Source organism: Candidatus Pseudomonas auctus (assembly GCF_048654275.1).
GTDB lineage: Bacteria > Pseudomonadota > Gammaproteobacteria > Pseudomonadales > Pseudomonadaceae > Aquipseudomonas > Aquipseudomonas pharyngis.
Map to the genome: position 1 here is coordinate 268,787 of NZ_JBJYZK010000002.1, position 26,316 is coordinate 295,102.

Below are 26,316 nucleotides of genomic sequence, written 5' to 3' on the forward strand. Positions count from 1 at the left end.
AAGACTTCAGAACAGCCGGGCGAGCAGCGCGGTGACGGCGGTTTCGACCCGCAGGATTCGCTCGCCCAGTTGCACCGGTTGCAGCCCGGCCTTGGCCAGCAAATCGATTTCGTAGGGAATCCAGCCACCCTCGGGGCCGATGGCCAGGGTCACCGGTTCGTTCAGGGCGCGGGGGCAGGGCGGGAAATTGCCCGGATGACCGACCAGACCGAGGGTGCCGTCGGTGATGGCCGGCAGGCGATCTTCGACGAACGGCTTGAAGCGCTTCTCGATGATGATCTCCGGCAGCACCGTATCCCGAGCCTGTTCGAGGCCGAGGATCAGTTGTTCGCGAATCGCTTCCGGCTCCAGGAACGGCGTTTGCCAGAAGCTTTTCTCGACCCGGTAGCTGTTGACCAGAATCACCTTCGACACGCCCATGGTCGCCACGGTCTGGAACACCCGGCGCAGCATCTTCGGGCGGGGCAGGGCGAGTACCAGGGTCAGTGGCAGTTTGGCCGGCGGCGGTTGATCGAGGGTGACCCGCAGTTCGGCCTCACCCGCGTCCAGGCGCAGCAGCTCGGCCGAGCCCATCAACCCGTTGATGCGCCCGACCCGCAGGCTGTCGCCGACTTCCGAACGGTGGACTTCCTGCATGTGGGTCAGGCGCCGATCGCGCAGCACGACCCGGTCGGCCGCGATGAAGTCGGCCTCTTCGAGCAGCAGCAGGTTCATGGCTGAGTCGCTGGCGGCTGATCGTTGTGATCGTCGGCGGTTTCTTCCGGGCGCTCGCGCTTGCTGACCAGACTGCCGAACAGGATGCCGACTTCGAACAGCATCCACATCGGCACGGCCAGCAGGGTCTGGGAAAAGATGTCCGGCGGGGTCAGGATCATGCCGACCACGAAGCAGCCGATGATCACGTACGGGCGGATCTTCTTCAGGTATTTGACGTCGACCACGCCGATCCACACCAGCAGCACCACGGCCACCGGGATTTCGAACGCCACGCCGAAGGCGAAGAACAGCGTCATGACGAAATCGAGGTAACTGGTGATGTCGGTCATCATTTCCACACCGGCCGGGGTGGCCGAGGCGAAGAACTTGAAGATCAGCGGGAACACGAAGAAGTAGGCGAACGCCATGCCGGTGTAGAACAGCAGGATGCTGGAGATCAGCAACGGCACTGCGACACGCTTCTCGTGCTTGTACAGGCCCGGTGCGATGAAGCCCCAGATCTGATGCAGGATCACCGGAATCGCCAGGAACAGCGAGACCATCATCGTCAGTTTCAGCGGCGTCAGGAACGGCGACGACACGTCGGTGGCGATCATTGTCGCGCCGGCCGGCAGGTATTCACGCAGCGGCGTCGAAACAAAGGTGTAGATCTGCTGGGTGAAGGCAAACAGCCCGGCGAAGATGATGAAGATCGCCGCCACGCAACGCAGCAGGCGGGTGCGCAACTCGGTGAGGTGCGAAACCAGCGGCATGTGCTGGTCGTTTTCGGGGAGATCGCTCATGGGGCTCGCGGCGGCAGAGTGGTGTCGTTTGGCGCTGGTGTGGTCGGCGCGGCGGTTTGGGCTACGTGTTCAACCGAGGCTGGCGCGACGACAGGCGCTGATTCGGTTGGCGCTACAGCAGGTGCCGCTGGCGTTGGAGCGGCAGGGCTGTGAATCGTCTGCTCACCCACATGCTCGACCGGCGTCGGCTCCTGCTGAACCGGCGTGAAAATCTTCCGCGCCTCCTGTTCCAGCGACAGGATGTGCTCGTTGTGCAGTTGCCGGCGGATTTCGTCGGCACCGATTTCACGCTCAACTTCCTGTTTGATCGCGTTGAAGCTGCGCTTCAGCCGTCCGACCCACAGGCCGGCGGTGCGTGCAGCGCCCGGCAGACGCTCGGGGCCCAGCACCAGCAGGGCGACGAGGCCGACGAGCAGCAGTTCAGAGAAGCTGATACCAAACATTAGTCAGTGCTCACACGTCTTTGCGGATCGGCTCTTCGACTTTCTGCGCCTGCACGTCGATGGTGTGCGGCGGGTTGGCCTGAGCGGTGGCTTGCGGCTGTACCGGTGGCACCGGTTGCGCAGGCGTGACGGTCGGATCGGCCGGTTTTTCGTCGTCGTTCATGGCTTTACGGAAGCCCTTGATCGACTCGCCAACGTCGGTGCCGAGGTTCTTCAGTTTCTTGGTACCGAACACCAGTACCACGACCACCAGGATGACGATCCAGTGTTTCCAGTCAAAAATGCCCATGTTGCTGTTCCTCTTTTGAAGTTGTTCAGGCGGACGGGCGCGAGGCTTTCTCGACGTGTCCGGACAGGCCGAAACGGCGATCCAGTTCATCCAGCACCGCCTGCGGATGCTGCCCCAGCTGGGCAAGCATGACCATGCTGTGGAACCACAGGTCGGCGGTCTCGTAGATCACGTCGCTGCAGTCGCCGCTGACGGCGGCGTCCTTGGCGGCAATGATCGTTTCGACCGACTCTTCGCCGACTTTCTCCAGAATCTTGTTCAGACCCTTGTGGTACAGACTGGCGACATACGAGCTGTCGGCGGCTGCGCCTTTGCGCTCTTCCAGCACCTGAGCAAGGCGAGTCAGGGTGTCACTCATGTTTGTGTCCTGCGGAATAGATGGCGTGCGGGTCTTTCAGGACCGGGTCGACCGTTTTCCAGTCGCCGTTTTCGAAGACGCGGTAGAAGCAGCTTTGACGGCCGGTATGGCAAGCGATGTCGCCGATCTGTTCGACCATCAGGATGATGACGTCGGCGTCGCAGTCCAGACGCATTTCATGCAGCGTCTGTACGTGGCCGGACTCTTCGCCCTTGCGCCACAGCTTGCCACGGGAACGTGACCAATAGATGGCACGGTTTTCCGCCGCGGTCAGCTCCAGGGCTTCGCGGTTCATCCAGGCCATCATCAATACGCGTCCGGTCTTGTGATCCTGAGCAATCGCCGGCACCAGGCCATCGGCGTCCCACTTGATCTCGTCCAGCCAGTTTTTCATCTTCGACTCCGACAGCGAACCCACACTTCAATAGTCGGGCTCAGGCGTTGAAACAGTGTGCCAGCCGATCACGGAACTGGCTATCGGCGAACGACCAGATACAAGCCGACGGCCACCATGATCCCGGCGGGCCAATGCCCCAGTTCGTGCATCGGGCCCCCGGCAGCGAGGATCGTACCGCCCGCCAGATGGGCGCTGCCGAGCAGGCGCAGGAACCAGTCGTCCTTGCGTTTTTTCCACGGCGGCGGGTCGTTGGCGTGGGGCTGGGACATGCGTTCGAGCAGATCGCGGGCCATGTTGGCCAGGTGCGGCAGTTGTTCGAACTGGCTCTGAACGTTGCCGAGCAAGGCTTTCGGGCTGACGCGCTCGCGCATCCAGCGTTCGAGGAACGGCTGCGCGGTGTTCCACAGATCCAGATCCGGGTACAGCTGGCGGCCCAGGCCTTCGATGTTCAGCAGGGTCTTTTGCAGCAATACGAGTTGCGGCTGCACTTCCATGTTGAAGCGGCGCGCGGTCTGGAACAGGCGCATCAGCACCTGGCCAAATGAAATATCTTTTAATGGTTTTTCGAAGATCGGCTCGCACACGGTCCGGATCGCCGCTTCGAATTCATTCAATTTGGTTTCCGCCGGCACCCAGCCCGAATCGATGTGCAATTGCGCCACGCGGCGGTAGTCGCGTTTGAAGAAGGCGAACAGGTTGCGCGCCAGATAATCCTGGTCTTCCGGGGTCAGGCTGCCGACGATGCCGCAGTCGATCGCGATGTACTGCGGGCTCCACGGGTTGACGGTGCTGACGAAGATGTTGCCCGGGTGCATGTCGGCGTGGAAGAAACTGTCGCGGAACACCTGGGTGAAGAAGATCTCCACGCCGCGCTCGGCGAGCATTTTCATGTCGGTGCGCTGGTCGGCGAGGGTCGCCAGATCCGTCACCTGAATCCCGTAGATGCGCTCCATCACCAGCACTTTCGGCCGGCACCAGTCCCAATAGACTTGCGGCACATACAACAGCGGCGAGCCTTCGAAGTTGCGCTTCAACTGGCTGGCGTTGGCCGCCTCGCGCAACAGGTCGAGTTCGTCGTAGATGGTTTTTTCGTAGTCGCTGACCACGTCCACCGGGTGCAGCAGACGGGCGTCGGCGGAGACCTTCTCGGCGGCGCGGGCGAGGATGAACAGCCACGCCAGATCCTGGGCGATGATCGGTTTCAGGCCCGGGCGGATCACCTTGACCACCACTTCTTCACCGGTCTTCAGTTGCGCGGCGTGCACCTGCGCCACCGAGGCCGAGGCCAGCGGTTCGACGTCGAAGCGGCTGAACACTTCGCTGATCTTCTTGCCCAGTTGCTCTTCGATCAGTTTGACCGACAGCTGCGAATCGAACGGCGGCACACGGTCCTGCAGCCGCATCAGTTCATCGGCGATGTCTTCCGGCAGCAGGTCGCGGCGGGTCGAGAGGATCTGCCCGAACTTGATGAAGATCGGCCCCAGGTCCTGCAAGGCCAGGCGCAGGCGTGCGCCACGGCTCAGGTCGAGCGGCTTGCGCGGGAACCAGCGCCACGGCAGAACGTAGCGCAGCGCCAGCAGAAACCACGGCAAAGGCAGGTCGAACAACAGGTCATCGAGGCGGTAGCGGATCACGACGCGCTGGATGCGCAACAGACGGCGGACGGCGAGCAGCTTCATGCGTTATCGCTTGGGTCGAGGGATCGGGAAAGGCGCTCGAAGCGCGCCTCGAGACGTTCCAGATCGAGTTTGATCCGGTCCAGTTCGCTGAAGCGGGCTTCGGCTTCGCGCTGCCCGACGAGGGTGCGCGATTCTTCGGCCAGGTATTCGGCGAGGTTCTGGTTGAGGCTGGCAAATCCTTGTTGATACCAGCGGGCGCGGCTGCGCAGGTGGCCGCCGACCAGTTGCGTGGCGACAGGTCCCAGCCAGCGCGAGAGTTCGTACTCCCAGTCCAGCTCCAGGTCCTGCAGCACGCCCGCCAGCTCCAGCAGCACGCCGCTGTCGCCGTCGAGTTCGACTTCCGGCGCGTGCAGCACCGCCGTCTTGTCCTTGCTCAGGGCCAGTTTCACCAGACTCGAGGCCGGGGCGCGCAGGGTGCAGTCGACGCCGGTTTCCCAGTGGGACGCCAGCATCAGGCCTTCGTCGCTCGGCAGAATGAACAGTTGCAGCGCCGGGCTGCGGCAATCCACGGCAATCACTTTGCCGGTCAGGTGCGCCAGTCGCGGCAGCGCCGTGCTGTCGAGACGCAGCACGCGGTTCAGGCCGAGTTCGACGCTGGCGAGCAGCCCGGTCAGCAGCATCAGGGTTTGATGCCGCGGTGCAGGGCGACGATGCCTGCGGTCATGTTGTGATAGGTCACGCGATCGAAACCGGCGTCGACCATCATCGACTTCAGGGTTTCCTGATTCGGGTGCATGCGGATCGATTCGGCCAGGTAGCGATAGCTTTCCGAGTCGTTGGTGATCAGCTTGCCCATCAACGGCATGAAGGCGAACGAGTAGGCGTCGTAGGCCTTGGACATCAGCGCATTGGTCGGCTTGGAGAATTCCAGCACCAGCAGGCGGCCGCCCGGCTTGAGGACGCGCAGCATCGAGCGCAGGGCGTCTTCCTTGTGCGTCACGTTGCGCAGGCCGAAGGCGATGGTCACGCAGTCGAAATGGTTGTCCGGGAACGGCAGCTTTTCAGCGTCGGCCTGAACGAACTCGACATTGCCCGACACGCCGACATCCAGCAGGCGGTCACGACCGACCTTGAGCATGGATTCGTTGATGTCGGCCAGCACCACCTGACCGGTCGGGCCGACCAGGTGCGAGAATTTCTTGGTCAGGTCACCCGTACCGCCGGCGATGTCCAGCACGCGGTTGCCGGCGCGTACGCCCGACAGTTCGATCGCGAAACGCTTCCACAGACGGTGCATGCCGCCCGACAGAAGGTCGTTCATCAGGTCGTACTTGGCGGCCACGGAGTGGAACACCTCAGCGACTTTTTCCGCTTTCTGGCTTTCCGGAACGTTTTTGAAGCCGAAGTGAGTGGTGGGTTCGGCATCGCTGCCTTTGCGCTGATCAGTCATATCGCTGTCACCAAAAGAGAATGCGCGACATTCTAATCCCCAAGCCATGCTTTGTCTTGGAATGGCTAAAGGTAAGATGGGCAACCTTCGGGACGATTTGCCGCAGTGGCGGTCAAGATTCGTTGCAGGCATTCATAGCCCCATTCAAAAAGCAGGAGTCATTCAATGGCCCATATCAGTGTTGAGCGTGCCCACAGCCTGGGCAAGGAAGCGGCCCGCGAGAAAGCCGACAAACTGGCGCAGAAACTCTCCGATCAATATGGCCTGGAGCCGCAGTGGTCGGGCGATGTCCTGAACCTCAAGCGTTCGGGCGTGAAGGGCGCGGTGCACGTGGCCGAGGATTCGATCCGGGTCGACGTGGAACTGGGCCTGATGATGTCGGCCATGAGCGGCATGATCAAAGCCGAGATCGAAAAGGCGCTGGATAAAGCGCTGGTCTGATCAGGACAAAACGGGGAGCTTCGGGCTCCCCGTTTTTTTCTCCTGCACCTGCCTTTTATGTCAGTTGTTAGGGTGCCGTTTCTAATTTTTCTCCCTACTTTGTGCCTGAGCCCGACACTCGTCAGGGCAGTTCCTCAAACCTTCTGCGCGTGAGGTGCACCATGGCCAAAGTCATTTTGAAGAAAAAAATCGACGCTTCGACTTCCGCTCTGAGCGACGTCAAATCCTATGCCCGCAAGATCTGGCTGGCAGGCCTGGGTGCCTACACCAAGGTCGGTCAGGAGGGCAGCGAGTACTTTCAGGAGTTGATCAAGGCTGGTCAAACTGTTGAAAAGAAAGGCAAAAAAGCCGTCACCGAAAAACTCGAAGCGGCCAACGCCGAGATCGATGAAGCCAAGAGCGAAGTCAGCTCTTTCAAAGGCCGGGTCGAAGTTCAGCTCGACAAGGTCGAGAAGGCGTTCGACACACGTGTCGCCAGTGCCTTGAATCGTATCGGCATTCCGTCTAAACATGACGTTGAGACACTCTCTGCTAAGCTCGATGAGCTGACGGCATTGCTCGAACGCGTCGCGCGTAAATCTTAAGGAGAACGGGATGGCTGGTAAAAAGAACACCGATAAAGAAGGCAGCTCGTGGATCGGAAAAGTCGAAGACTATTCCCGCAAGATCTGGCTGGCTGGTTTAGGCGTGTACTCGAAGATCGACACTGACGGCAGCAAGCTCTTCGATACATTGGTCAAAGACGGCGAGAAAGCCGAGAAGCTCACCAAGGCTGCAGTCGGCAAAAAAGTCGATGCTGCCAAGGACTCTGCAAGCTCGGCAAAATCGCGCATCAGCGGCGTGAAAGATCGCGCACTGGGCACCTGGGATCAGCTGGAGGGGGCTTTCGACAAGCGCCTGAACAGTGCGATTTCGCGCCTGGGCGTACCGAGCCGCAACGAGGTGAAGGATCTGCACAAGAAGGTCGATACCCTGACCAGGCAGATCGAAAAACTCACCGGCCTGAAAGCTCAGCCTGTCGCGGCCAAAACCGCAGCAGCCAAGCCTGCGGCCAAAACCGCTGCCAAGCCACTGGCTAAAGCCGCCGCCAAACCGGCCGCAAAACCAGCAGCCAAAACCGCTGCCGCCAAGCCAGCAGCGAAAGCCGCGGCCAAACCGGTTGCCGCCAAGCCAGCTGCAAAAACGGCAGCAAAACCAGCTGCCAAACCGGTGGCCAAGCCAGCAGCGAAAACCGCGGCCGCCAAACCCGCTGCCAAGCCTGCCGCCAAACCGGCTGCGGCGAAAAAACCGGCAGTGAAAAAACCGGCCGCGCCGAAAGCCGCTGCGCCGAAAGTTGCTGCTCCAAAACCGGTGACCACACCGCAAGCACTGGCAAGCACGTCGAACTCGGCCTCGGCTCCAACCCCGGCGCCTGCTCCGACTGCTGCATCGACGCCGTCGACGCCAACCAGTCAGTCCTGATTTTTCAGGGCTCAAAAAAACGCCCGGCCTGTGAAGGTCGGGCGTTTTTGTTAGGGTAAAAGCCGTCGGATTACTCGTGATCTTCGAGGTACTGCAAAGCCATCCTCTCCGTCGCCACCTTCACCGGCGGCAACAGATGCGGCGCCACCAGCATCATGATCTGGTACACCACCAGCCGCACTTCGCCTTCGCGATCAAGAATCCGTTGATAGTCCAGCGAGAACAGCAGCGTCATGGTGATCTGCTCCACCAGTTGCCCCAGCGCCTGGGTGTCGCTGACCAACTGCCCCGACGCCTTCAGCCGCGCCAGCAGTGACGCCAGCGTACGCTTGAGCACGTTGAGGAACTGGCGAATACCCTTGGCCAGTTTCGGCAGGCGGCCGGCCAGGTTCGACAGGTCCTGGAACAGAAAACGGTACTGCGCCAGCCGTTCGACGATCAGGTGCAGGAACAGCCAGTAATCCTCCGGCGCCAGTTCGACATCGGCGGGCGGGTCGAGCAGCGGGGCGAGGTCGTTCTGGAAGCGCTCGAACAGTCCGAGAATCAGCGGTTCCTTGCCGTGGAAGTGGTAGTAGAGGTTGCCGGGGCTGATCCCCATTTCATTGGCAACCTCCATGGTGGAGACGTTCGGCTCGCCCTTTTCATTGAACAACTGCAGGGCACATTCGAGGATCCGTTCGCTTGTTTTCATCCAGTCTTCTTAAAAGGGCTTGAGTCAGTCAGCGCACACGCACATAGGTGCCGGGTGCTGCTTCCATCGGTGGATAATTGGCGTTGCCGAGGGTCATCTGGGTTTCGCGCAGGGTGCCAGAGCGCTGCTGCACCCACTCCAGCCATTGCGGCCACCAGCTGCCGTCGACTTTCTTGGCGTCGTAGTACCAGGCGCGCGGATCGCCGCTGAGCTTTCCGTTCTCGACGTAATGGGCTTTCGGGTTGCCCGGCGGGTTGAGGATGCTCTGCACGTGGCCGCTGTTGGACAGCACGAAGCGCCGCTCACCACCCAGCAACAGCGTCGAGCGGTACACCGCGTCCCACGGCGTGATGTGGTCGTTCATGCCGGCCACGCTGAAGCTGTCGACCGTGACCTTCTGCAGGTCGATCGGCGTGCCGCACACTTCCAGGCCCCCCGGATGGGTCAACGGGTTGTGCTTGAAGAAGTCCAGAATGTCGCCGTGAAACGCGGCGGGCAGACGAGTGCTGTCGTTGTTCCAGTAGAGGATGTCGAACGCCGGCGGCTCCTTGCCCAGCAGGTAGTTGTTGACGAAGTAACTCCAGATCAGATCGTTGGGACGCATCCAGGCAAACACCTTGGCCATGTCGCGACCGTCCAGCACGCCTTTCTGATAGGAGCGCCGCTTGGCCGCTTCGAGCGTTTGCTCATCGGCGAACAGTGTGGCCGGGGTGTTCATTTCACTGTCGAGCAGGCTCACCAGATAGGTGGCGCTGGATACTCGTCGCAACTGCCGCTTGGCCTGCAGATGCCCTTGCAGCGCGGCAATGGTCAGCCCGCCGGCGCAGGCGCCCATCAGGTTGACCTCACGGGCGCCGGTGATCGCCCGGCAGATGTTCATCGCTTCTTCCACGGCTTCGACGTAGGTCGACAGGCCCCATTCGCGATGCCGTACATCCGGGTTGCGCCAGCTGATCATGAAGGTCTGCAAGCCGTTCTTCAGGGCGAACTGGACGAAGCTGTTGCTCGGGCTGAGGTCGAAAATGTAGTACTTGTTGATTTGCGGCGGCACCACCAGCAGCGGTTTCGAATACTGTTTTTCGCTCATCGGCCGGTACTGGATCAGCTCGAGCATTTCGTTGCGAAACACCACTGACCCTGTGGTGGTGGCGACGGTCTTGCCGACTTCGAAAGCCTGTTTGGTGACCTGGCGTGGCAGGCCGTCGTTGTGCAGCAGGTCGTCGATCAGATGGCTGAGGCCGCGCACCAGACTGTGGCCGCCGGAGTTGAACAGCTCCTTGACCGCCAGCGGATTGAGCAGTGTGTTGGAGGGCGCCACGGCGTCGTTGAGCAGGGTGAAGGCGAAGTGCGCGCGGGCGCGGTCGTCGTCGCTCATGCTGCTCTCGTCGATCCAGCTCTTGACCTGTTTCTGCCAGGCCAGATAGGCCTGAAGGCTGCGCCGATAGAACGGGTTCAGGCTCCACGCCGGATCGGCGAAGCGGCTGTCCTGCGGATTGGTCGGGTGCAGGGTTTCGCCGAGCAGCACGCGTCCGAGCGCACCTCCCAGCTTCAAGGCGTGTTTTGCACTGTGGATCGGATTGCGCAAGCCGTGGGCTGCCACGCTGCGCAAGGTCGAGATCAGGTCGCGGCCACGCAGACCGGTCATGGCACTCTGTGCATTGATGAACACGGCGGGGCTGGGCACGACGCCCGTCGCTGGTTTGTCACGCATGACTCAACACTCCTTCGTCTTCAGGCCAAAAACAAACACACCGAACCAGAACACCATAGACGCTGTTGCGGGTTGTTGCCTGCGCGGCCTCCTGCCGCGCACCTGTGTGGACACGTTGCAAGACGCTGTCCAGAAATCCGTGCCGGGACGGTTATCCGCCCAGCGGTGTCGGGTGCGGATGCATCACCGCACGCTGACGTTCCTCCTGGAGGAATTTCATGATGATCGGCGCCACCGCCTCGGCCCGGGTAATCAGGAACAGATGCCCGTCGTCGATGATGTGCAGCTGCGCGTTGGGGATTCGCCAGGCGAGCATGCGCATGTTGATCAGTGGGATCAGCGGATCGTCATCACCGGCCAGCACTAGCGTCGGCTGATGGATCTTGTGCAGCCAGTGAATGCTGGTCCAGCCCAGGCCCGCGAACAGTTGCCAGTAGTAGCCGAGTTTGCCCGCCGAACGCACCTTGGCCGCATGGCTGGCTGCGAGTGTCGGGTCGCGGCGGAACGAGCCGCCGTAGATCATCGGGGCGATGCGGATCACATGGGACGGCTGGATGTAGCGCCGTGGGCTGGCCATCATCCACAGCACCTTCGGCTTGCCCGGCACCATCACCGCACCGGCGGCGGTCGCCGCCAGCACCAGCTTCTTGCAGCGCTCGGGATAGTCGTAGGCGAACTGCTGCGCCAGCGCGCCACCCCAGGACACGCCGATCACGTTGACCTGTCCGTAGTCGAGATAATCGAGCATCCGCGCGGTGAGCTTCGCCAGCCCGGGAAAGCGATATGGACGGCTCGGCGTCGAGGAACCACCGACACCGGGCACGTCGAAGGCGATCACTTCCAGGTCCGGATCCAGCGCCGCGACAAAAGGAAACACCAGCTCCAGGTTGGCGCCGATGCCGTTGAATATCAGCAAGGGCGTCAAGTGAGGCTTGCCGGGGCGGACCGCCGTGCGGATGGTCTGGCCATCCAGCTCGACGGTTCGAAAGATGAACGGGTGCGGCATGCTTCAGGGCCCTGTGGGTCGATCTCAATGTCACCTCGTACCCGTTGTGGGAGCGGGCTTGCTCGCGAAGGCGTCGTGTCAGTCGCCATTGATGTTGGCTGATCAACCGCTTTCGCGAGCAAGCCCGCTCCCACAGGGGGAATGAGGTGTGTCGGTTACCGCTCGTGAACGTAAGTGCCCGGTGAAGCTTCGCCTGCCGGATACGCCTTGTTGCCCAGTTTCGTTGGTGCTTTCTTCAATTCGCCCGAACGGGCCGCCTGCCAGGCCTGCCAGTACAGCCACCAGGAGTCGGCGTGCTTGGTCGAGTTTTCCTGCCAGTCATCGGCATTGGCGGTCATTTCGTCGCTGGTCATGTAGCGCGATTTCGGGTTGCCCGGCGGGTTCAGAATGCTCTGGATATGCCCGCTGCTGGACAGCACGAATTCGACCTTGCCACCAAACAGCTGCGCCGACTTGTAGCAGGACTTCCACGGGGTGATGTGGTCGTTGGTGCCGGCCAGCGAGAAGATGTCGGCGGTCACCTGCTTGAGGTCGATCGGCGTGCCGCACACTTCCAGTGCATTGGGGCGGATCAGTGGGTTGTTTTTGAACATCTCGATCAGGTCGCCGTGGAACGCGGCCGGCAGTCGAGTCGTATCGTTGTTCCAGAACAGGATGTCGAACACCGGCGGTTCGTTGCCGAGCAGGTAGTTGTTGACCCAGTAGTTCCAGATCAGGTCATTCGGGCGCATCCAGGCGAAGACCTTGGCCATGTCTTTGCCTTCGAGCACGCCGGCCTGATACGAATGGCGCTTGGCGGTCTCCAGTGTCTGCTCGTCGACGAACAGGGCGACGTCGCTGTCCAGCGTTGTATCGAGCACGCTGACCAGCAGGGTCAGGGCGTTGACCTTGTTCTCGCCGATTGCCGCGTAGTGGCCGAGCAGGGCGGTGCAGGTGATGCCGCCGGAGCAGGCGCCGAGCATGTTGACGTCCTTGCTGCCGGTGATCGCAGTGACCACGTCGACTGCTTCCTTCAGGGCTTCGATGTAGGTGGAAAGGCCCCACTCGCGCTGTTCCTTGGTCGGGTTGCGCCAGCTGACGATGAAGGTCTGCACATTGTTGCGCAGGCAGAAACGCGCCAGGCTCTTGTCCGGGCTCAGGTCGAATACATAGAACTTGTTGATCTGCGGCGGCACCACCAGCAGCGGGCGCTCGTGCACTTGCTCGGTGATCGGCTTGTACTGGATCAGCTCCAGCACGTCGTTGCGAAACACCACCGCACCTTCGGTCACGCCCAGGCTCTTGCCGACCTCGAACGCGCCCATGTTGACCTGGCTCGGCATGCCGCCGTTGTGCACCAGATCCTTGGCCAGATGCGAGAGGCCGTCGAGCAGGCTCTTGCCACCGGTCTCGAAGAAGCGTTTGACCGCCGCCGGGTTGGCCGCGGTGTTGGTCGGCGCCATGGCCTCGGTCATCAGGTTGATCACGAAGTGGCCGCGCGCGATGTCCTTGGGCGAGAGACTGCTGTCGTCGATCCAGGCATGGAGTTCCTTGCGCCACGCCAGATAGGTTTGCAGATAACGTTTGTACAGCGGGTTCTGACTCCACGCCGGATCGACGAAGCGACGGTCATCGCCCGCCGGTTGCAGGTCGGATTTGCCGAACAGCACGTTCTTCAGTTCGAGGCCGAACTGGGTGACGTGTTTGACACTATGGATCGGTTGTTTGATGGCCTGGGTCAGCACCATTCGAGCAGAGGCCAGCAGATCCTTTCCGCGTAGCCCAACGACAGGATTCAGCCCCAGGGTGTTCTCCGAGGCCTGGTACTTCAAATCATCGTTATTCTTGTTACTCATCTACGACGCTCCATTGTCCTGAGACGAGTACCCGGTTTTCTGCTGTGCAGTTCCACAGCCAATGCCAGGTACTACTGCTCGGGTGACCGTTGATTCTGCATAGCTGCTTTACAGTCGTAGAGCATTGCAGGGAACTTGCCAGTTCCATTGGTTACCCGAGAATGATTTTTTTCGCAAGCAGCCGATCCCGGGCCGCTTTAGCGGAGCATTCAAACAGATGAATCTAGAAAATGCCCTCTAAACAGTCCGAGCCGCGGACTAGAGCATCAGCTTGACGACGGACTGGTCCGGGTCGCGGGTTTTGCCGGCGGCTTTGAGCTCGGCCAGATAATCCGCCCAGAGTGCGTCATGACGTCGCCCCAGCTCGTACAGGTAATCCCAGGTGAACAGACCGCTGTCGTGACCGTCGTCGAAGGTCAGTTTCAGTGCGTACTGACCGGCCGGTTCTACCTTGGTCAGGCCGACGTGCAGCTTGCCGAATTGCAGGATCGGTTTGCCGTGGCCCTGGACCTCGGCGGAGGGGGAGTGCACGCGCAGGAATTCGGCGGGCAGGGTGTATTCCTCGCCGGACGCGTATTTGAGCGACAGGGTTTTCGAGGCTTTGTGCAGTTTGATGTCGGTGGGGAGTTGGGTCATCGCCGGCGTTCCGTCAGGTGGAAAAAATTGTGGGAGCCGATGGCTCCCACAGTTTCACGACCACTGTAAGTATGGCTTACAGGATATAACGGGACAGGTCTTCGTTCTGCGCCAATTCGCCCAGGTGGCTGTTGACGTATTCGGCGTCGATCTCGATCGCCTTGTCGTCGTGGGCGCTGGCCAGGTCGCCGGCACTGAACGACACCTCTTCCAGCAGTCGCTCGAGCAGCGTGTGCAGGCGACGGGCACCGATGTTCTCGGTCTTCTCGTTGACCTGCCAGGCAATCTCCGCCAGACGCTTGATGCCTTCCGGCTGGAACTGGATGTTCAGGCCTTCGGTTTTCAGCAGCGCGCAGTATTGCTCGGTGAGCGAGGCGTGCGGTTCGCTGAGGATGCGTTCGAAGTCCTGCGGGCTCAGGGCCTTGAGTTCCACACGGATCGGCAGACGGCCTTGCAGCTCCGGCACCAGATCGCTCGGCTTGCTCAGGTGGAACGCACCGGAGGCGATGAACAGGATGTGGTCGGTCTTGACCATGCCCAGCTTGGTGTTGACGGTGCAGCCTTCGATCAGCGGCAGCAGGTCACGTTGCACGCCTTCGCGGGACACATCAGCGCCGCCGACATTGCCGCGCTTGGCGACCTTGTCGATTTCGTCGATGAACACGATGCCGTGCTGCTCGACGGCTTCCAGGGCCTTGGCCTTCAACTCTTCTTCGTTGACCAGGCGACCGGCTTCTTCATCGCGTACCAGTTTCAGCGCTTCCTTGACCTTGAGCTTGCGGGCCTTCTTCTTGCCCTTGCCCATGTTGGCGAACAAGTTCTGCAACTGGTTGGTCATTTCTTCCATGCCCGGAGGCGTGGCGATTTCGATGCCGGCCATTTCGGCGACTTCGATCTCGATTTCCTTGTCGTCCAGCTGACCTTCGCGCAGGCGTTTGCGGAACAGCTGGCGGGTGTTGGAATCCTGGGTCGGCGCTTCTTCGTTGCTGAAGCCCATGCGTGCCGGTGGCAGCAGGGCATCGAGGATACGGTCCTCGGCGGCGTCTTCGGCGCGGTGGCGAACGCGGGTCATTTCCTGCTCGCGCAGCATCTTGATCGCAGCATCGGCCAGATCACGGATGATCGATTCGACGTCACGGCCGACGTAGCCGACTTCGGTGAACTTGGTCGCTTCGACCTTGATGAACGGCGCGTTGGCCAGCTTGGCCAGGCGACGGGCGATCTCGGTTTTACCGACGCCGGTCGGGCCGATCATCAGAATGTTCTTCGGGGTCACTTCAACGCGCAGCTCTTCAGGCAGCTGCATGCGGCGCCAGCGGTTGCGCAGGGCAATCGCGACAGCGCGCTTGGCATCGTCCTGGCCGATGATGTGGCGGTTGAGTTCGTGGACGATTTCGCGGGGAGTCATGGACATAATAATTGACGGTCCTCAAGCAGAAACAAGCCGTGGCACAGGGGCCGCGTCAGGCTCATTCAGCGAGATCCTGCTCCTCAATGGTCTGGGTGTGGTTGGTGAATACGCAGATGTCGCCGGCGATGCCGAGAGCGGTCTCGACGATTTCGCGGGCCGACAGGTCGGTCTTCTTCAGCAGGGCGCTGGCGGCGGCTTGCGCATAGGCGCCACCGGAACCCATGGCGATCAGGCCGTCTTCGGGTTCGACCACGTCACCGTTGCCGGTGATGATCAGCGAGGCGTCCTTGTTGGCGACCGCGAGCATCGCTTCGAGGCGGCTCAGGGAACGGTCGGTGCGCCATTCTTTGGCGAGTTCGACGGCGGCGCGAACCAGATGACCCTGGTGTTTTTCAAGCTGGCCTTCGAAACGTTCGAACAGGGTGAAGGCGTCGGCGGTGGCACCGGCGAAACCGGCGATGACTTCGCCGTGGTACAGGCGACGAACTTTCTTCGCGTTGCCTTTCATCACGGTGTTGCCGAGAGAAACCTGGCCGTCGCCGCCCATGACGACTTTGCCGTGGCGGCGGACTGAAACGATGGTGGTCAAGGGAAGAGTCTCCACACTGCAGGGCGAAAATGCCTTATGCCCATTCATATGGGGGTGGTGGAGAGGATTTCAACTGCGGGGCGGGAGAGGGGACGAGCGGTGATTTGTGCATGATCGTTCCCACGCAGAGCGTGGGAACGATCAGTGGGGAGCTGTCAGCGGCTCTGGCGTTGTTGTAACAGCAGGTTGCTGAAGCCGGCGCCCGCCAGTTGTTTCTGGGCGGTGGTCAGCTGTTCGCGGTTGCTGAACGGGCCGACCAGTACGCGATACCAGGTTTCATCCTTGACCGTCCCGGACTCAACCGCGACTGCCTGGCCGAGCAGAATGATCTGCGCGCGGACCTTGTCGGCATCCGTCTCTTTGCGGAACGAGCCGGCCTGCAGGAAGAACTTGGTCACCGGTGCAGCCTTGGTCACCGGCGGCGCTGGCGGCGGGGTGATTCCGGCCAGCGCAGCCTGCGCCCGTGCGGTGTCGATCTTCGCCGCTTCGGCCGGGGTCACCGGCGTGGTCGGGATTGCCGGCACCTGTGGCGTCGGCAGGGTTTTCTCCGGCACGGCATCAGGCGGCACGATCACTTCCGATTCCGGCAGCAGGGTGTAGAAGTCGTACTTCGGCTTCACCGGTTGCGTCGGGCTCGGCGGGGTCTTGTTAGCCTCGGCGATCTTGGAGGCTTTCTGTTGCTGCTGTTGCTCGACCTTCTCGCGCTTGACCGTGTCGCTGCCCTTGCCCGGCTCCAGTTTCATCAGGAACACGATGAACGCGCCGACCGTCAGGCCGATGGCCATCCACAGCCAGCCCGGAATCGGCTGCTTCGCTGGAGCTTGGTAACGGCTGGCGCCACGCTTGGGTGCAGGTTTTTTCTTGGCAGCCAACTTACATGCGCTCCCGGGTTTCCAGGCCGAGCAGTTCCAGGCCTTGCTTGAGGGTACGGCCGGTCAACGCGGCGAGGCGCAGACGGCTTTGCATTTGTGCCGGGGTGTCGGCGGCGAGGATCGGGCAGTTCTCGTAAAAGCTGGAGAACAGGCCGGCCACGTCGTACAGGTAGGTGCAGAGAGTGTGTGGCGTGCCCTTTTCCGCAACGTTGTTCAGCACTTCACCGAACTGCGCCAGTTTCGCCGCCAGTTCCTGTTCGTGCGCCGCTTCGAGGACGATCTGGCCGTCGACTTCGCTGAAATCCTTGCCCAGTTTGCGGAACACGCCGGCCACGCGGGTGTAGGCGTACAGCAGGTACGGCGCGGTGTTGCCTTCGAAGTTGAGCATCAGGTCGAAGTTGAAGCTGTAGTCGCTGGTGCGGTGTTTCGACAGGTCGGCGTATTTCACCGCGCCGATGCCGACTACTTTGGCGATGGCGCGCAGTTCGTCTTCGGCAAGTGTCGGGTTCTTTTCCTTCACCAGGCTGTAGGCACGTTCCTGCGCTTCGGTCAGCAGGTCGATCAGCTTCACGGTGCCGCCGTCACGGGTCTTGAACGGACGGCCGTCGGCGCCGTTCATGGTGCCGAAGCCCATGTGCTCCATTTCCATCGGATGGGTCACGAACCCGGCCTTGCGTGCCACGGCAAACACTTGCTGGAAGTGCAGGGCCTGACGCTGGTCGACGAAGTACAGCGCACGGTCGGCCTTCAGTTTGCCGCTGCGGTAGCGCACGGCCGCCAGGTCGGTGGTGGCGTACAGGTAGCCGCCGTCAGCCTTGACGATGATCACCGGCAGCGGCTCGCCTTCGGCGTTCTTGAATTCGTCGAGGAACACGCACTGGGCGCCGTTGCTTTCGACCAGCATGCCGGCGGCTTTCAGGTCGTTGACCACGTTGATCAGGTCGTCGTTGTAGGCGCTTTCGCCCATCACGTCGGCCATGGTCAGTTTGACGTTGAGCAGTTCGTAGATCTTCTGGCAGTGCGACAGCGAGATGTCTTTGAACTTGGTCCACAGTGCCAGGCATTCAGCGTCGCCGGCCTGCAACTTGACCACCAGGCCACGGGCGCGGTCGGCGAATTCCGGCGATTCGTCGAAGCGTTGCTTGGCGGCGCGGTAGAAGTTTTCCAGGTCCGACAGCTCGTCGCTGGTGATCGGGTTTTCCTGCAGGTAGGCCATCAGCATGCCGAACTGGGTGCCCCAGTCGCCAACGTGGTTCTGACGGATGACGGTGTCGCCGAGGAATTCGAGTACCCGCGCCACGCCATCGCCAATGATGGTCGAGCGCAAGTGGCCGACGTGCATCTCTTTGGCCAGGTTCGGCGCCGACAGATCGACCACGGTGCGTTGCGCCGGGCCGGCCTTGCGCACGCCAACGTGATCGTCGGCCAGGGCGGCGTCGAGGCGCGAGGCCAGTGCTTGAGTGTTCTGGAAGAAGTTGATGAAACCGGGGCCGGCGATTTCGGCCTTGGTGACGTTTTCGTCAGCCGGCAGGGCGGCGATGATTTTTTCCGCCAGATCGCGTGGCTTCATGCCCGCAGGCTTGGCCAGCATCATGGCGATGTTGGTGGCAAAGTCGCCGTGGGTCTTGTCCCGGGCATTTTCCACCTGGATCGCCGGCGTCAGGCCTTCAGGCAACACACCTTCGTTGACGAGTTGGGTGAGGGCTTGTTGGATCAGCTGGCGAATGGTGTCTTTCATGGTCTTCTCTTTCGACCGCAAGCGCGGCGGCGCATCGATGCGCGGGTGGAAAAACTGGGCATTATCCGTTGCGAAGACGGGCTTGCCAACCTTAGCAGGCAGGATGTGGATGTGTGGTGACAATTCGGCCGGTTTTGCCCGGTCAGTACAGATCCACCGGATCGACATCCAGCGACCAGCGCACCGCCCGGCCGCTTGGCATCTGTTCCAGCACCAGCAGCCAGCTCGCCAGCAATCGGTGCAGCGGCGCCCGGGCCGTGGCCTGCAACAGCAGCTGCGCGCGGAAGCGCCCGGCCCGGCGTTCCATTGGCGCCGGCACTGGCCCCAGCAGTTCAATGCCGGTCAGATTCTGTTCGGCCAGCAAACGCTCGGCCTCGCTGCATGCCTCATCGAGAAAACCTTCGGCCTGCCCCGGCTTGTGCGCTTCGGCGCGCAGCAGGGCGAGATGGGCGAACGGCGGCAGGCCGGCTGCGCGGCGTTCGCTCAGGGCCTGTTCGGCGAAGGCGAAGTAACCCTGCTCGGTCAGTTGCACCAATAAAGGATGGTCGGCCAGATGCGTCTGGATGATCACCTTGCCCGGTTCTTCCGCCCGCCCGGCGCGGCCGGCGACCTGCACGATCAGTTGCGCCATGCGCTCGCTGGCGCGGAAGTCGCCGGAGAACAGCCCACCGTCGGCATCGAGGATCGACACCAGCGTCACCCGAGGGAAGTGGTGACCCTTGGCCAACATCTGGGTGCCGACCAGAATGCACGGCTGGCCTTTCTGGATCGTGGCGAACAGCTGGTTCATCGCATCCTTGCGCGACGTGCTGTCACGGTCGACGCGCAACACCGGATAGTCCGGGAACAGAATTGCCAGCCGTTCCTCGGCCCGCTCGGTGCCGGCGCCCACAGGCCGGAGATCGACCTTGTTGCACTTCGGGCATTGGCGCGGCACGCGCTCGACGTAACCGCAGTGGTGGCAGCGCAGTTCGCCGTAACGCTGGTGCACGGTCATCCGCGCATCGCAGCGCTGGCACTCGGACATCCAGCCGCAGTCGTGGCACAGCAGCGTCGGGGCAAACCCCCGGCGGTTGAGGAACACCAATACCTGCTGGCCGGCGGCGAGGGTCTGGCCGATGGCTTGCTGCATCGGCCCGGAAATGCCGCTGTCCAGTGGACGGCTTTTCACATCCAGGCGCAGGAAACGCGGTTGCTTGGCGCCACCGGCGCGTTCGTTCAGGCGCAGGAGTCCGTAACGGCCGGTGTAGGCGTTGTGCAGGCTTTCCAGGGATGGCGTCGCGGAACCGAGCACGATCGGGATGTTTTCCTGCCGCGCCCGCACCAGCGCCAGATCCCGCGCGTGGTAGCGCAGGCCTTCCTGCTGTTTATAGGAGCCGTCGTGTTCTTCATCGATGATGATCAGCCCCGGATTCTTCATCGGGGTGAACAGCGCCGAGCGGGTGCCGATAATAATGTCGGCCTCGCCGTCACGGGCGGCGAGCCAGGCGTCCAGACGATCGCGGTCATTGACCGCCGAGTGCAGCAGGGCGATCCGGGCGTTGAAGCGTTGTTCGAAACGGGCCAGGGTCTGCGGGCCGAGGTTGATCTCCGGGATCAGCACCAGCGCCTGTTTGCCGGCCTCGAGGGTTTCGCGGATCAACTGCAAATAGACTTCAGTCTTGCCGCTGCCGGTGACCCCGGCCAGCAGGAACGCGTGATAACTGTCGAACCCGGCGCGAATTGCCTCATACGCGGCGCGCTGTTCGCTGTTGAGCGGCAGTTCGGGCTGGGCCAGCCAGTGTTCATGGCGCGCGCCGGGGGCGTGACGGCGCACCTCGACCTGCACCAGATCCTTGGCCAGCAGCAGATCGAGGCTGTCCTTGCTCAGCATCAGTTTGCTCAGCAACTGATGGGCGACGCCGTGAGGGTGCTGGGCCAGCGTCGCCAGGGCTTCACGCTGGCGCGGGGCGCGGGCGATGCGTGGGTCATCGAGGCTGGCGCCGGGAGCGGCGGACCAGAAGCGCTCCTGACGAGCCTCGGCCAATTCGCCCTGACGCAGCAGCACTGGCAACGCCCAGCTCAGAGTGTCGCCGAGGCTGTGCTGATAATACTGGGCGGTCCACAGGCACAGCTTGAACAGCGCCGGCGGCAGCGGTGCGGTGGCGTCGAGCAGGGCCAGCGCCGGTTTGAGCTTTTCCACCGGCACTTCACTGGTGTCGGTGACCTCCACCAGAATCCCGATCATCTCCCGCCGGCCGAACGGCACCCGCAGGCGCATGCCCGGTTGCAACTGCGAACGCAGCACGCCGGCCGGGGCCCGGTAATCGAACAGGCGGCGCAGGGGCGAAGGCAGGGCGAGGCGCAGAATGGCGTCGGGCACGCGGGGGATTCTCATAGGCGGGGCGGTGGAGAAGGGCGGGAGCCTAGCAGACGGTCGGTCTCAGTGACAGCTTGCGTGATCGGGATTGTCTGGTAGAATCCGCGGCCTAATTACGTGCGGTATTCAACAATCGTGTTGGATGGCGGCACGCCAGCTGAGGAAAACACCATGAAAGCCGATATCCACCCGAATTACCCAGAAGTTGCAGTAACTTGCAGCTGCGGCAACAAGTTCGAAACCCGTTCGACCTTCGGCAAAGCCTTGTCGATCGACGTTTGCAACGAGTGCCACCCGTTCTACACCGGTAAGCAGAAGACTCTGGACACCGGTGGTCGCGTTCAGAAGTTCGCCGACCGTTTCGGTGCTTTCGGCGCGAAAAAGGCCTAAGGCCCTTCATTCTGGAAAACCTCAGCGGCTTTTCCGGTCTGATGAAAAAGGCGTCCCTTGCGGGCGCCTTTTTTGTGTCCGCGATTTGGTTCTCCTCCGCTCAGGCCTTTTGCCCGGCACCTGTAGGGCTGGACAGCGCCACGGTGCAGCTGGTGGTCGATGGCGACACCCTGCGCCTGAGCGACGGGCGCAATGTGCGGATGATCGGCCTCAATACGCCCGAGCTCGGCAAGCAGGGCCGCAGCGACGAGCCGTTTGCAGTGGCCGCGCGCAAGCGTCTCGAAGCCCTGGTCGCCGAGAGCGACGGGCGGGTCGGCCTGCAACTCGGCGCCGAGTCCAAGGACCGTTACGGCCGCACCCTGGCCCATGTTTTCAGCGCCAAGGGTGAGAACCTCGAAGCGCAGATGCTCGCCGATGGCCTCGGTTTCCAGGTCGCGGTGGCGCCGAATGTCGATCTGGTCGATTGCCAGCAAGCTGCCGAACGCCGCGCGCGACAGGCCGGGCTCGGTCTTTGGAAGCGCTCACCTGTACTGAAAGCGGAGCAGCAGATCGAGCGCTCGGGTTTCGCGCTCGTCAGCGGTCGTGTGAGCAAGGTTCAGCGCAATCGCGGCGGAATCTGGATCGAGTTGCAGGACAAGCTTGTACTGCGCGTTGCACCCAATCTGCTGGATCGCTTCGACGCCGCTTCTCTGCAGGCGCTGAAGGGCAGACAGATCGAGGCCCGTGGCTGGGTGGTCGACCGTTCCCGGCGCGGTGGACTGAAATCAGGTCAGGCGCGCTGGCTGTTGCCGCTGACTGATCCTTCGATGCTCCAGTCGTCCCGCTGAAGAAAAAGTTGTAGACATTTTTTCTGTCGATTGTGAACAGTCCAGCCCTTGTGCGCCGTGGCTCTTGGCCCAAAGTCGTAGGGCAGGGCGCTTGACAGGGGTGACCGGGCAGTCTTGTGGGGACTTTGCGAGGCGCGTATCCTCGCTGACCAGTCTGTCCAACAGTAAAAAGCGGAATGCCAAAATGTCTGATCTGAAAACTGCCGCTCTCGAATATCATGCCAATCCTCGTCCAGGAAAGCTGAGTGTCGAGCTCACCAAGGCCACTGCTACCGCCCGCGACCTGTCGCTGGCCTACAGCCCCGGCGTAGCTGAACCAGTGCGCGAGATCGCCCGCGATCCTGAACTGGCCTACAAGTACACCGGCAAGGGCAACCTGGTTGCAGTCATTTCCGATGGCACCGCGATTCTGGGCCTGGGTAACCTCGGCCCACTGGCTTCCAAGCCTGTGATGGAAGGTAAAGGCGTGCTGTTCAAGCGCTTCGCCGGCATCGACGTCTTCGACATCGAAGTCGACTCCGAAAGCCCGCAAGCCTTCATCGACACCGTAAAACGCATTTCCATCACCTTCGGTGGCATCAATCTGGAAGACATCAAGGCACCTGAGTGCTTTGAGATCGAACGTGCTCTGATCGAGCAGTGCGACATTCCGGTCTTCCACGATGACCAGCACGGCACCGCGATCGTGACCGCTGCGGGCATGATCAACGCCCTGGAAATCGCTGGCAAAACCCTGGCCGACGCCAAGATCGTCTGCCTGGGCGCCGGCGCAGCCGCCATCTCCTGCATGAAATTGCTGGTGAGCATGGGCGCCAAGGTCGAGAACATCTTCATGGTTGACCGTACTGGCGTGATCCACGCTGGCCGTGACGACCTGAACCAGTACAAGGCTGTGTTCGCTCACCCTACCGAGAAGCGCACCCTGGACGACGCCATCGAAGGCGCTGACGTATTCGTCGGCCTGTCGGGCCCGAACCTGCTGAGCGCCGAGCAACTCAAGCGCATGGCCGCCAACCCGATCGTCTTCGCCTGCTCCAACCCGGATCCGGAAATCTCCCCGGAACTGGCTCACGCCACCCGTAACGACGTGATCATGGCCACCGGCCGTTCGGACTACCCGAACCAGGTCAACAACGTACTGGGCTTCCCGTTCATCTTCCGTGGTGCCCTGGACGTTCGCGCCAAGCGCATCAACGAAGAAATGAAGATCGCTGCCGCCAACGCCCTGCGCGAACTGGCCAAGCTGCCGGTTCCTCAGGAAGTCTGCGACGCCTACGGCGGTATCTCCCTGGAATTCGGTCGTGAGTACATCATTCCGAAGCCAATGGACAAGCGCCTGATCACCGTGATCTCCGACGCCGTGGCCAAGGCTGCGATCGAGACCGGTGTGGCGACCCTGCCGTATCCGAAGAACTACCCGCTGAAAAGCGTGGATGACGTGTTCAACGGCTAAGTCGTTGTAGCGCTTCATGAAGAGCCCCGCTTTTTAAGCGGGGTTTTTTTTGGTCGTGAAAATGCGTTCCGGCTTCAAGGGCGGCCCTCACCCTAACCCTCTCCCAGGGGGAGAGGGGACTGACCGTGGGATGCTTTAGAGGTACGCCGACGTGAAGGCCTTGCTGTGAATCCATAATCGACTCGGTTATTCAGGTCGACGTACAGCGCCAGACACCTCGGTCGGTTCCCTCTCCCCCTGGGAGAGGGCTAGTGAGGGCCGCTCTTGATGTGAAATGCCATTCTCAGTACGACAGAAAACAAAAAGCCCCGCACTTCTCACGAAGGCGGGGCTTTTTGGCAGTTGCGGATCAGAACAAATCGATCGGTGCCTGCTCATCCGCCGGCAGCGGACTGCCCGGCACGGTGCCATTGCCGATCTCGTTGACCGACGGTGGCGTGTCTTCGGCCTTGAACAGCTCGAAATAGGCGCCCGGCGTGCTCGGCGATGCCGCGCGACCGCTGACCGGATCCACCCGCAGGCTGAGAATGCCTTCCGGCTCCGGCTGGACATGCGGTGGCTTGTCCTTGAGCGCGGCGGCCATGTAGTTCATCCAGATCGGCAGTGCCACGGTGCCGCCGAACTCCCGGCGACCGAGGCTTTCCGGCTGGTCGAAACCGGTCCACACGGTGGTCACGTAATCGGCGTTATAGCCAGAGAACCACGCATCCTTGGATTCGTTGGTGGTACCGGTCTTGCCGGCGATGTCGCTGCGGCCCAGGGCCAGTGCGCGACGGCCGGTGCCGAGCTTGATCACGTCCTGCAGCATGCTGTTGAGGATGTAGGTGGTACGGCCATCGACGATGCGCTCGGCAACTGCGGGGGCTTGCGGTACAGCGGCGTTGCCTGGCGCCTCCCCTGGAACCGGCGCTGCGTCGACGGTGATCGATTGCGTTGCCGGTGCCGCGATACCGTCGGTGGCCGCGCCGCCCTGCGGTACGGTCGGCGGGTTGGCGACGAACAGCGTGTCGCCGTTGCGGCTTTCGATCTTGTCGATGATGTACGGGGTGATCTTGTAGCCGCCGTTGGCGAAGGTGCTCCAGCCGGTGGCGATCTCCATCGGCGTCAGGGTCGCGGTGCCCAGCGCCAGGGACAGGTTTGGCGGCAGGTCCTGCTTGTTGAAGCCGAAGCGGGTGATGTAATCGATGGTCTTGCCCACGCCCATCGCCTGCAACAAGCGGATCGACACCAGGTTGCGCGACTTGTACAGCGCCTCACGCAGACGGATCGGGCCGAGGAAGGTGTTGGTGTCGTTCTTCGGACGCCAGACCTTGTCCAGGTACTCGTCGACGAACACGATCGGCGCGTCGTTGACCAGGCTGGCGGCGGTGTAGCCGTTATCCAGTGCGGCGCTGTAGACGAACGGCTTGAAGCTCGAGCCCGGCTGACGCTTGGCCTGCATCGCACGGTTGTAGTTGCTCTGCTCGAAGGCGAAGCCGCCGACCAGCGAGCGGATCGCGCCGTTCTGTGGATCCAGCGACACCAGCGCGCCCTGCGCCTGTGGAATCTGGCTGAACTTCAGCGAATTGTTCGGCTGGCGCTGCACGCGAATCAGATCGCCGATCTGTGCCACATCCGACGGCTGGCGCGGCGCGGCACCCATGCTGTTGGTATTGAGGAACGGTCGCGCCCATTTCATGGTGTCCCACGCCACGTGCTCTTCGCCGGTGCGGGTCAGCACTTGCAGGCCGTTCTTGTCGACCTGGGTGACGATGGCCGGCTCGAGGCTGCTGATGGTGCGCTGCTTGGTCAGTTCAGTGGCCCAGGCTTCGCGGGTCTTGCCCGGCAGGCGCGACTCGGGGCCACGGTAGCCGTGACGCTGATCGTAGGTCATCAGACCTTCGTGCAGCGCGGTGTTGGCCATTTCCTGGAGGTTGCTCGGCACCGTGGTGGTGACGCGGAAACCTTCGGTATAGGCGTCGCTGCCGTAGCGGCCGACCATTTCCGCGCGAGCCATCTCGGCGATGTACGGCGCGTTCACTTCCGGGGTCGGCACGTGATAGCTGGCGTTCAGCGGCTCGTTGATCGCGGCGGTGTAGTCGGCTTCGGTGATCTTGCCGAGCTTGTACATGCGGCCGAGGATCCAGTCGCGACGCTCCTTGCTGCGCGCCGGGTTGGCCAGCGGGTTGAAGCGCGACGGGGCTTTCGGCAGGCCGGCGATCATCGCCATCTGTGCCAGGCTGACTTCGCGGATCGACTTGCCGTAATACACCTGCGCCGCCGCCTCGATGCCGTAGGCGCGGTTGCCCAGATAGATCTTGTTCACGTACAGCTCAAGGATCTCGTCCTTGGTCAGCTGGCGTTCGATCTGCAGGGCCAGAAGGATTTCCGTGGTCTTGCGCGAGAAGCTGCGTTCGCTGGTCAGGAAGAAGTTCTTCGCCACCTGCATGGTGATGGTGCTGCCGCCGGACTGGATGTGACCGCTCTTGACCAATTGGGTCGCGGCACGCATCAGGCTGCTCGGATCGACGCCATAGTGGTTGGCGAAGTTGTCGTCTTCAGCACTTAGTAACGCATTGATGAAATTGGGGGGAATGTCGGCGAAACGGATCGGTGTGCGGCGCATTTCGCCAAATTCTGCGATCAACTTGTTGTCGCTGCTGTACACCCGCAGTGGAATCTGCAACTGAATGCTTCTCAGCGCCTCCACAGATGGCAAACCCGGACTAAGGTAAAGAAACGCGCCGCTGAGACCTAAAAGCAGTCCGCAGAAAACGGCGACGATGGACCAACCGAAAAATTTCAGCAGACGAATCAAGGCTTTTGGACATCCACGGCAAAGAATGAATTGGGCGACAGGGT

General features: G+C 61.9%; 26 protein-coding genes. 6 read left to right on the forward strand and 20 right to left on the reverse strand.

Annotation, left to right across the window (positions count from 1 at the left end):
* Positions 1-6 precede the first annotated feature (6 nt).
* From ACKUG4_RS04800 to ubiE, 9 genes are all read right to left on the reverse strand, one after another.
* Positions 7-714 carry a 16S rRNA (uracil(1498)-N(3))-methyltransferase gene (locus ACKUG4_RS04800; RefSeq protein WP_375744985.1) on the reverse strand — a complete coding sequence of 236 codons (708 nt, stop codon included), beginning with the start codon at positions 712-714 and terminating at the stop codon, positions 7-9.
* A complete protein-coding gene (gene tatC, locus ACKUG4_RS04805) occupies positions 711-1,499 on the reverse strand; it encodes a twin-arginine translocase subunit TatC (RefSeq protein ID WP_007952425.1) in 789 nt (262 codons plus the stop codon). Before tatC ends, ACKUG4_RS04800 begins: the two co-directional genes overlap by 4 nt.
* Positions 1,496-1,942: a Sec-independent protein translocase protein TatB gene (gene tatB / locus ACKUG4_RS04810; protein WP_236188664.1), complete on the reverse strand. Its 447-nt coding sequence runs from the start codon at positions 1,940-1,942 to the stop codon at positions 1,496-1,498. The genes tatC and tatB overlap by 4 nt, the downstream gene beginning before the upstream one ends.
* A 10-nt stretch (positions 1,943-1,952) precedes the next feature.
* On the reverse strand, positions 1,953-2,231 hold the full coding sequence (locus ACKUG4_RS04815; protein WP_007952423.1) for a twin-arginine translocase TatA/TatE family subunit: 279 nt from the start codon (positions 2,229-2,231) through the stop codon (positions 1,953-1,955).
* A 25-nt stretch (positions 2,232-2,256) separates the two neighbouring features.
* Positions 2,257-2,589: a phosphoribosyl-ATP diphosphatase gene (locus ACKUG4_RS04820; RefSeq protein WP_007952422.1), complete on the reverse strand. Its 333-nt coding sequence runs from the start codon at positions 2,587-2,589 to the stop codon at positions 2,257-2,259.
* Positions 2,582-2,983, reverse strand: coding sequence for a phosphoribosyl-AMP cyclohydrolase (gene hisI / locus ACKUG4_RS04825; RefSeq protein WP_007909357.1), 402 nt, complete (start codon positions 2,981-2,983; stop codon positions 2,582-2,584). Before hisI ends, ACKUG4_RS04820 begins: the two co-directional genes overlap by 8 nt.
* A gap of 80 nt (positions 2,984-3,063) precedes the next feature.
* Positions 3,064-4,665 (reverse strand): ubiquinone biosynthesis regulatory protein kinase UbiB, encoded by a 1,602-nt coding sequence (gene ubiB / locus ACKUG4_RS04830; protein WP_445433554.1) that lies wholly within the window; start codon positions 4,663-4,665, stop codon positions 3,064-3,066.
* Positions 4,662-5,285 (reverse strand): ubiquinone biosynthesis accessory factor UbiJ, encoded by a 624-nt coding sequence (locus ACKUG4_RS04835; RefSeq protein ID WP_007952419.1) that lies wholly within the window; start codon positions 5,283-5,285, stop codon positions 4,662-4,664. The genes ubiB and ACKUG4_RS04835 overlap by 4 nt, the downstream gene beginning before the upstream one ends.
* Complete coding sequence (gene ubiE / locus ACKUG4_RS04840) at positions 5,285-6,055, reverse strand: bifunctional demethylmenaquinone methyltransferase/2-methoxy-6-polyprenyl-1,4-benzoquinol methylase UbiE (RefSeq protein WP_007952418.1); 771 nt, start codon at positions 6,053-6,055, stop codon at positions 5,285-5,287. The genes ACKUG4_RS04835 and ubiE overlap by 1 nt, the downstream gene beginning before the upstream one ends.
* A gap of 165 nt (positions 6,056-6,220) precedes the next feature.
* On the opposite strand from ubiE, the gene ACKUG4_RS04845 reads away from it, so the two are divergent.
* The 3 genes from ACKUG4_RS04845 to ACKUG4_RS04855 all read left to right on the forward strand — a co-directional run bounded on the left by ACKUG4_RS04845 (position 6,221) and on the right by ACKUG4_RS04855 (position 7,957).
* On the forward strand, positions 6,221-6,496 hold the full coding sequence (locus ACKUG4_RS04845; RefSeq protein ID WP_007952417.1) for a polyhydroxyalkanoic acid system family protein: 276 nt from the start codon (positions 6,221-6,223) through the stop codon (positions 6,494-6,496).
* A 161-nt stretch (positions 6,497-6,657) separates the two neighbouring features.
* Positions 6,658-7,080 carry a phasin family protein gene (locus ACKUG4_RS04850; RefSeq protein ID WP_039772451.1) on the forward strand — a complete coding sequence of 141 codons (423 nt, stop codon included), beginning with the start codon at positions 6,658-6,660 and terminating at the stop codon, positions 7,078-7,080.
* Between the two features lie 10 nt (positions 7,081-7,090).
* The gene (locus tag ACKUG4_RS04855; RefSeq protein WP_445433555.1) at positions 7,091-7,957 is read left to right on the forward strand and encodes a phasin family protein; all 867 of its coding nucleotides are present in this window, start codon (positions 7,091-7,093) and stop codon (positions 7,955-7,957) included.
* A 70-nt stretch (positions 7,958-8,027) separates the two neighbouring features.
* Here the strand turns inward: ACKUG4_RS04855 and ACKUG4_RS04860 are convergent, their stop codons facing one another.
* From ACKUG4_RS04860 to ACKUG4_RS04905, 10 genes are all read right to left on the reverse strand, one after another.
* Positions 8,028-8,648, reverse strand: coding sequence for a TetR/AcrR family transcriptional regulator (locus tag ACKUG4_RS04860; RefSeq protein ID WP_007952414.1), 621 nt, complete (start codon positions 8,646-8,648; stop codon positions 8,028-8,030).
* A gap of 28 nt (positions 8,649-8,676) precedes the next feature.
* The gene (phaC, locus tag ACKUG4_RS04865; RefSeq protein WP_445433556.1) at positions 8,677-10,359 is read right to left on the reverse strand and encodes a class II poly(R)-hydroxyalkanoic acid synthase; all 1,683 of its coding nucleotides are present in this window, start codon (positions 10,357-10,359) and stop codon (positions 8,677-8,679) included.
* A 151-nt stretch (positions 10,360-10,510) separates the two neighbouring features.
* Positions 10,511-11,365 carry a poly(3-hydroxyalkanoate) depolymerase gene (gene phaZ / locus ACKUG4_RS04870; protein ID WP_007952412.1) on the reverse strand — a complete coding sequence of 285 codons (855 nt, stop codon included), beginning with the start codon at positions 11,363-11,365 and terminating at the stop codon, positions 10,511-10,513.
* Between the two features lie 155 nt (positions 11,366-11,520).
* Positions 11,521-13,200, reverse strand: a complete 1,680-nt coding sequence (phaC, locus tag ACKUG4_RS04875; protein WP_039772445.1) for a class II poly(R)-hydroxyalkanoic acid synthase — start codon at positions 13,198-13,200, stop codon at positions 11,521-11,523.
* 258 nt (positions 13,201-13,458) lie between these two features.
* Positions 13,459-13,836, reverse strand: a complete 378-nt coding sequence (locus tag ACKUG4_RS04880) for a gamma-butyrobetaine hydroxylase family protein (RefSeq protein WP_011332068.1) — start codon at positions 13,834-13,836, stop codon at positions 13,459-13,461.
* A 76-nt stretch (positions 13,837-13,912) separates the two neighbouring features.
* Complete coding sequence (hslU, locus tag ACKUG4_RS04885) at positions 13,913-15,250, reverse strand: ATP-dependent protease ATPase subunit HslU (protein WP_039772441.1); 1,338 nt, start codon at positions 15,248-15,250, stop codon at positions 13,913-13,915.
* A 55-nt stretch (positions 15,251-15,305) separates the two neighbouring features.
* Positions 15,306-15,836, reverse strand: coding sequence for an ATP-dependent protease subunit HslV (hslV, locus tag ACKUG4_RS04890; RefSeq protein WP_003196958.1), 531 nt, complete (start codon positions 15,834-15,836; stop codon positions 15,306-15,308).
* A gap of 155 nt (positions 15,837-15,991) precedes the next feature.
* Positions 15,992-16,708 carry an SPOR domain-containing protein gene (locus ACKUG4_RS04895; protein WP_039772438.1) on the reverse strand — a complete coding sequence of 239 codons (717 nt, stop codon included), beginning with the start codon at positions 16,706-16,708 and terminating at the stop codon, positions 15,992-15,994.
* Position 16,709: 1 nt separating this feature from the next.
* Positions 16,710-18,446 carry an arginine--tRNA ligase gene (argS, locus tag ACKUG4_RS04900; protein WP_445433557.1) on the reverse strand — a complete coding sequence of 579 codons (1,737 nt, stop codon included), beginning with the start codon at positions 18,444-18,446 and terminating at the stop codon, positions 16,710-16,712.
* A 142-nt stretch (positions 18,447-18,588) separates the two neighbouring features.
* Positions 18,589-20,808 carry a primosomal protein N' gene (locus ACKUG4_RS04905; protein WP_007952400.1) on the reverse strand — a complete coding sequence of 740 codons (2,220 nt, stop codon included), beginning with the start codon at positions 20,806-20,808 and terminating at the stop codon, positions 18,589-18,591.
* Positions 20,809-20,976: 168 nt separating this feature from the next.
* Here ACKUG4_RS04905 and rpmE point away from each other — a divergent pair, with 168 nt between their 5' ends.
* The 3 genes from rpmE (at position 20,977) to ACKUG4_RS04920 (ending at position 23,475) form a co-directional block, all read left to right on the forward strand.
* Positions 20,977-21,195 carry a 50S ribosomal protein L31 gene (gene rpmE / locus ACKUG4_RS04910; protein WP_064592895.1) on the forward strand — a complete coding sequence of 73 codons (219 nt, stop codon included), beginning with the start codon at positions 20,977-20,979 and terminating at the stop codon, positions 21,193-21,195.
* Between the two features lie 41 nt (positions 21,196-21,236).
* Positions 21,237-22,022 carry a thermonuclease family protein gene (locus tag ACKUG4_RS04915; RefSeq protein WP_445433558.1) on the forward strand — a complete coding sequence of 262 codons (786 nt, stop codon included), beginning with the start codon at positions 21,237-21,239 and terminating at the stop codon, positions 22,020-22,022.
* A gap of 184 nt (positions 22,023-22,206) precedes the next feature.
* Entirely contained in the window at positions 22,207-23,475 is a 1,269-nt protein-coding gene (locus tag ACKUG4_RS04920) for a malic enzyme-like NAD(P)-binding protein (protein WP_007952395.1), read from the forward strand.
* 349 nt (positions 23,476-23,824) lie between these two features.
* Here ACKUG4_RS04920 and ACKUG4_RS04925 read toward each other — a convergent pair whose 3' ends face one another.
* Complete coding sequence (locus ACKUG4_RS04925) at positions 23,825-26,269, reverse strand: penicillin-binding protein 1A (protein ID WP_371857896.1); 2,445 nt, start codon at positions 26,267-26,269, stop codon at positions 23,825-23,827.
* Positions 26,270-26,316: the final 47 nt, after the last annotated feature.

Excerpts from the sequence above, each read along its gene's own strand:
- ACKUG4_RS04800 (WP_375744985.1), bottom strand. The coding sequence starts at position 714 with ATGAACCTGCTGCTGCTCGAAGAGGCCGACTTCATCGCGGCCGACCGG.
- tatC (WP_007952425.1), bottom strand. The coding sequence starts at position 1,499 with ATGAGCGATCTCCCCGAAAACGACCAGCACATGCCGCTGGTTTCGCAC.
- tatB (WP_236188664.1), bottom strand. The coding sequence starts at position 1,942 with ATGTTTGGTATCAGCTTCTCTGAACTGCTGCTCGTCGGCCTCGTCGCC.
- ACKUG4_RS04815 (WP_007952423.1), bottom strand. The coding sequence starts at position 2,231 with ATGGGCATTTTTGACTGGAAACACTGGATCGTCATCCTGGTGGTCGTG.
- ACKUG4_RS04820 (WP_007952422.1), bottom strand. The coding sequence starts at position 2,589 with ATGAGTGACACCCTGACTCGCCTTGCTCAGGTGCTGGAAGAGCGCAAA.
- hisI (WP_007909357.1), bottom strand. The coding sequence starts at position 2,983 with ATGAAAAACTGGCTGGACGAGATCAAGTGGGACGCCGATGGCCTGGTG.
- ubiB (WP_445433554.1), bottom strand. The coding sequence starts at position 4,665 with ATGAAGCTGCTCGCCGTCCGCCGTCTGTTGCGCATCCAGCGCGTCGTG.
- ACKUG4_RS04835 (WP_007952419.1), bottom strand. The coding sequence starts at position 5,285 with ATGCTGCTGACCGGGCTGCTCGCCAGCGTCGAACTCGGCCTGAACCGC.
- ubiE (WP_007952418.1), bottom strand. The coding sequence starts at position 6,055 with ATGACTGATCAGCGCAAAGGCAGCGATGCCGAACCCACCACTCACTTC.
- ACKUG4_RS04845 (WP_007952417.1), top strand. The coding sequence starts at position 6,221 with ATGGCCCATATCAGTGTTGAGCGTGCCCACAGCCTGGGCAAGGAAGCG.
- ACKUG4_RS04850 (WP_039772451.1), top strand. The coding sequence starts at position 6,658 with ATGGCCAAAGTCATTTTGAAGAAAAAAATCGACGCTTCGACTTCCGCT.
- ACKUG4_RS04855 (WP_445433555.1), top strand. The coding sequence starts at position 7,091 with ATGGCTGGTAAAAAGAACACCGATAAAGAAGGCAGCTCGTGGATCGGA.
- ACKUG4_RS04860 (WP_007952414.1), bottom strand. The coding sequence starts at position 8,648 with ATGAAAACAAGCGAACGGATCCTCGAATGTGCCCTGCAGTTGTTCAAT.
- phaC (WP_445433556.1), bottom strand. The coding sequence starts at position 10,359 with ATGCGTGACAAACCAGCGACGGGCGTCGTGCCCAGCCCCGCCGTGTTC.
- phaZ (WP_007952412.1), bottom strand. The coding sequence starts at position 11,365 with ATGCCGCACCCGTTCATCTTTCGAACCGTCGAGCTGGATGGCCAGACC.
- phaC (WP_039772445.1), bottom strand. The coding sequence starts at position 13,200 with ATGAGTAACAAGAATAACGATGATTTGAAGTACCAGGCCTCGGAGAAC.
- ACKUG4_RS04880 (WP_011332068.1), bottom strand. The coding sequence starts at position 13,836 with ATGACCCAACTCCCCACCGACATCAAACTGCACAAAGCCTCGAAAACC.
- hslU (WP_039772441.1), bottom strand. The coding sequence starts at position 15,250 with ATGTCCATGACTCCCCGCGAAATCGTCCACGAACTCAACCGCCACATC.
- argS (WP_445433557.1), bottom strand. The coding sequence starts at position 18,446 with ATGAAAGACACCATTCGCCAGCTGATCCAACAAGCCCTCACCCAACTC.
- rpmE (WP_064592895.1), top strand. The coding sequence starts at position 20,977 with ATGAAAGCCGATATCCACCCGAATTACCCAGAAGTTGCAGTAACTTGC.
- ACKUG4_RS04915 (WP_445433558.1), top strand. The coding sequence starts at position 21,237 with ATGAAAAAGGCGTCCCTTGCGGGCGCCTTTTTTGTGTCCGCGATTTGG.
- ACKUG4_RS04920 (WP_007952395.1), top strand. The coding sequence starts at position 22,207 with ATGTCTGATCTGAAAACTGCCGCTCTCGAATATCATGCCAATCCTCGT.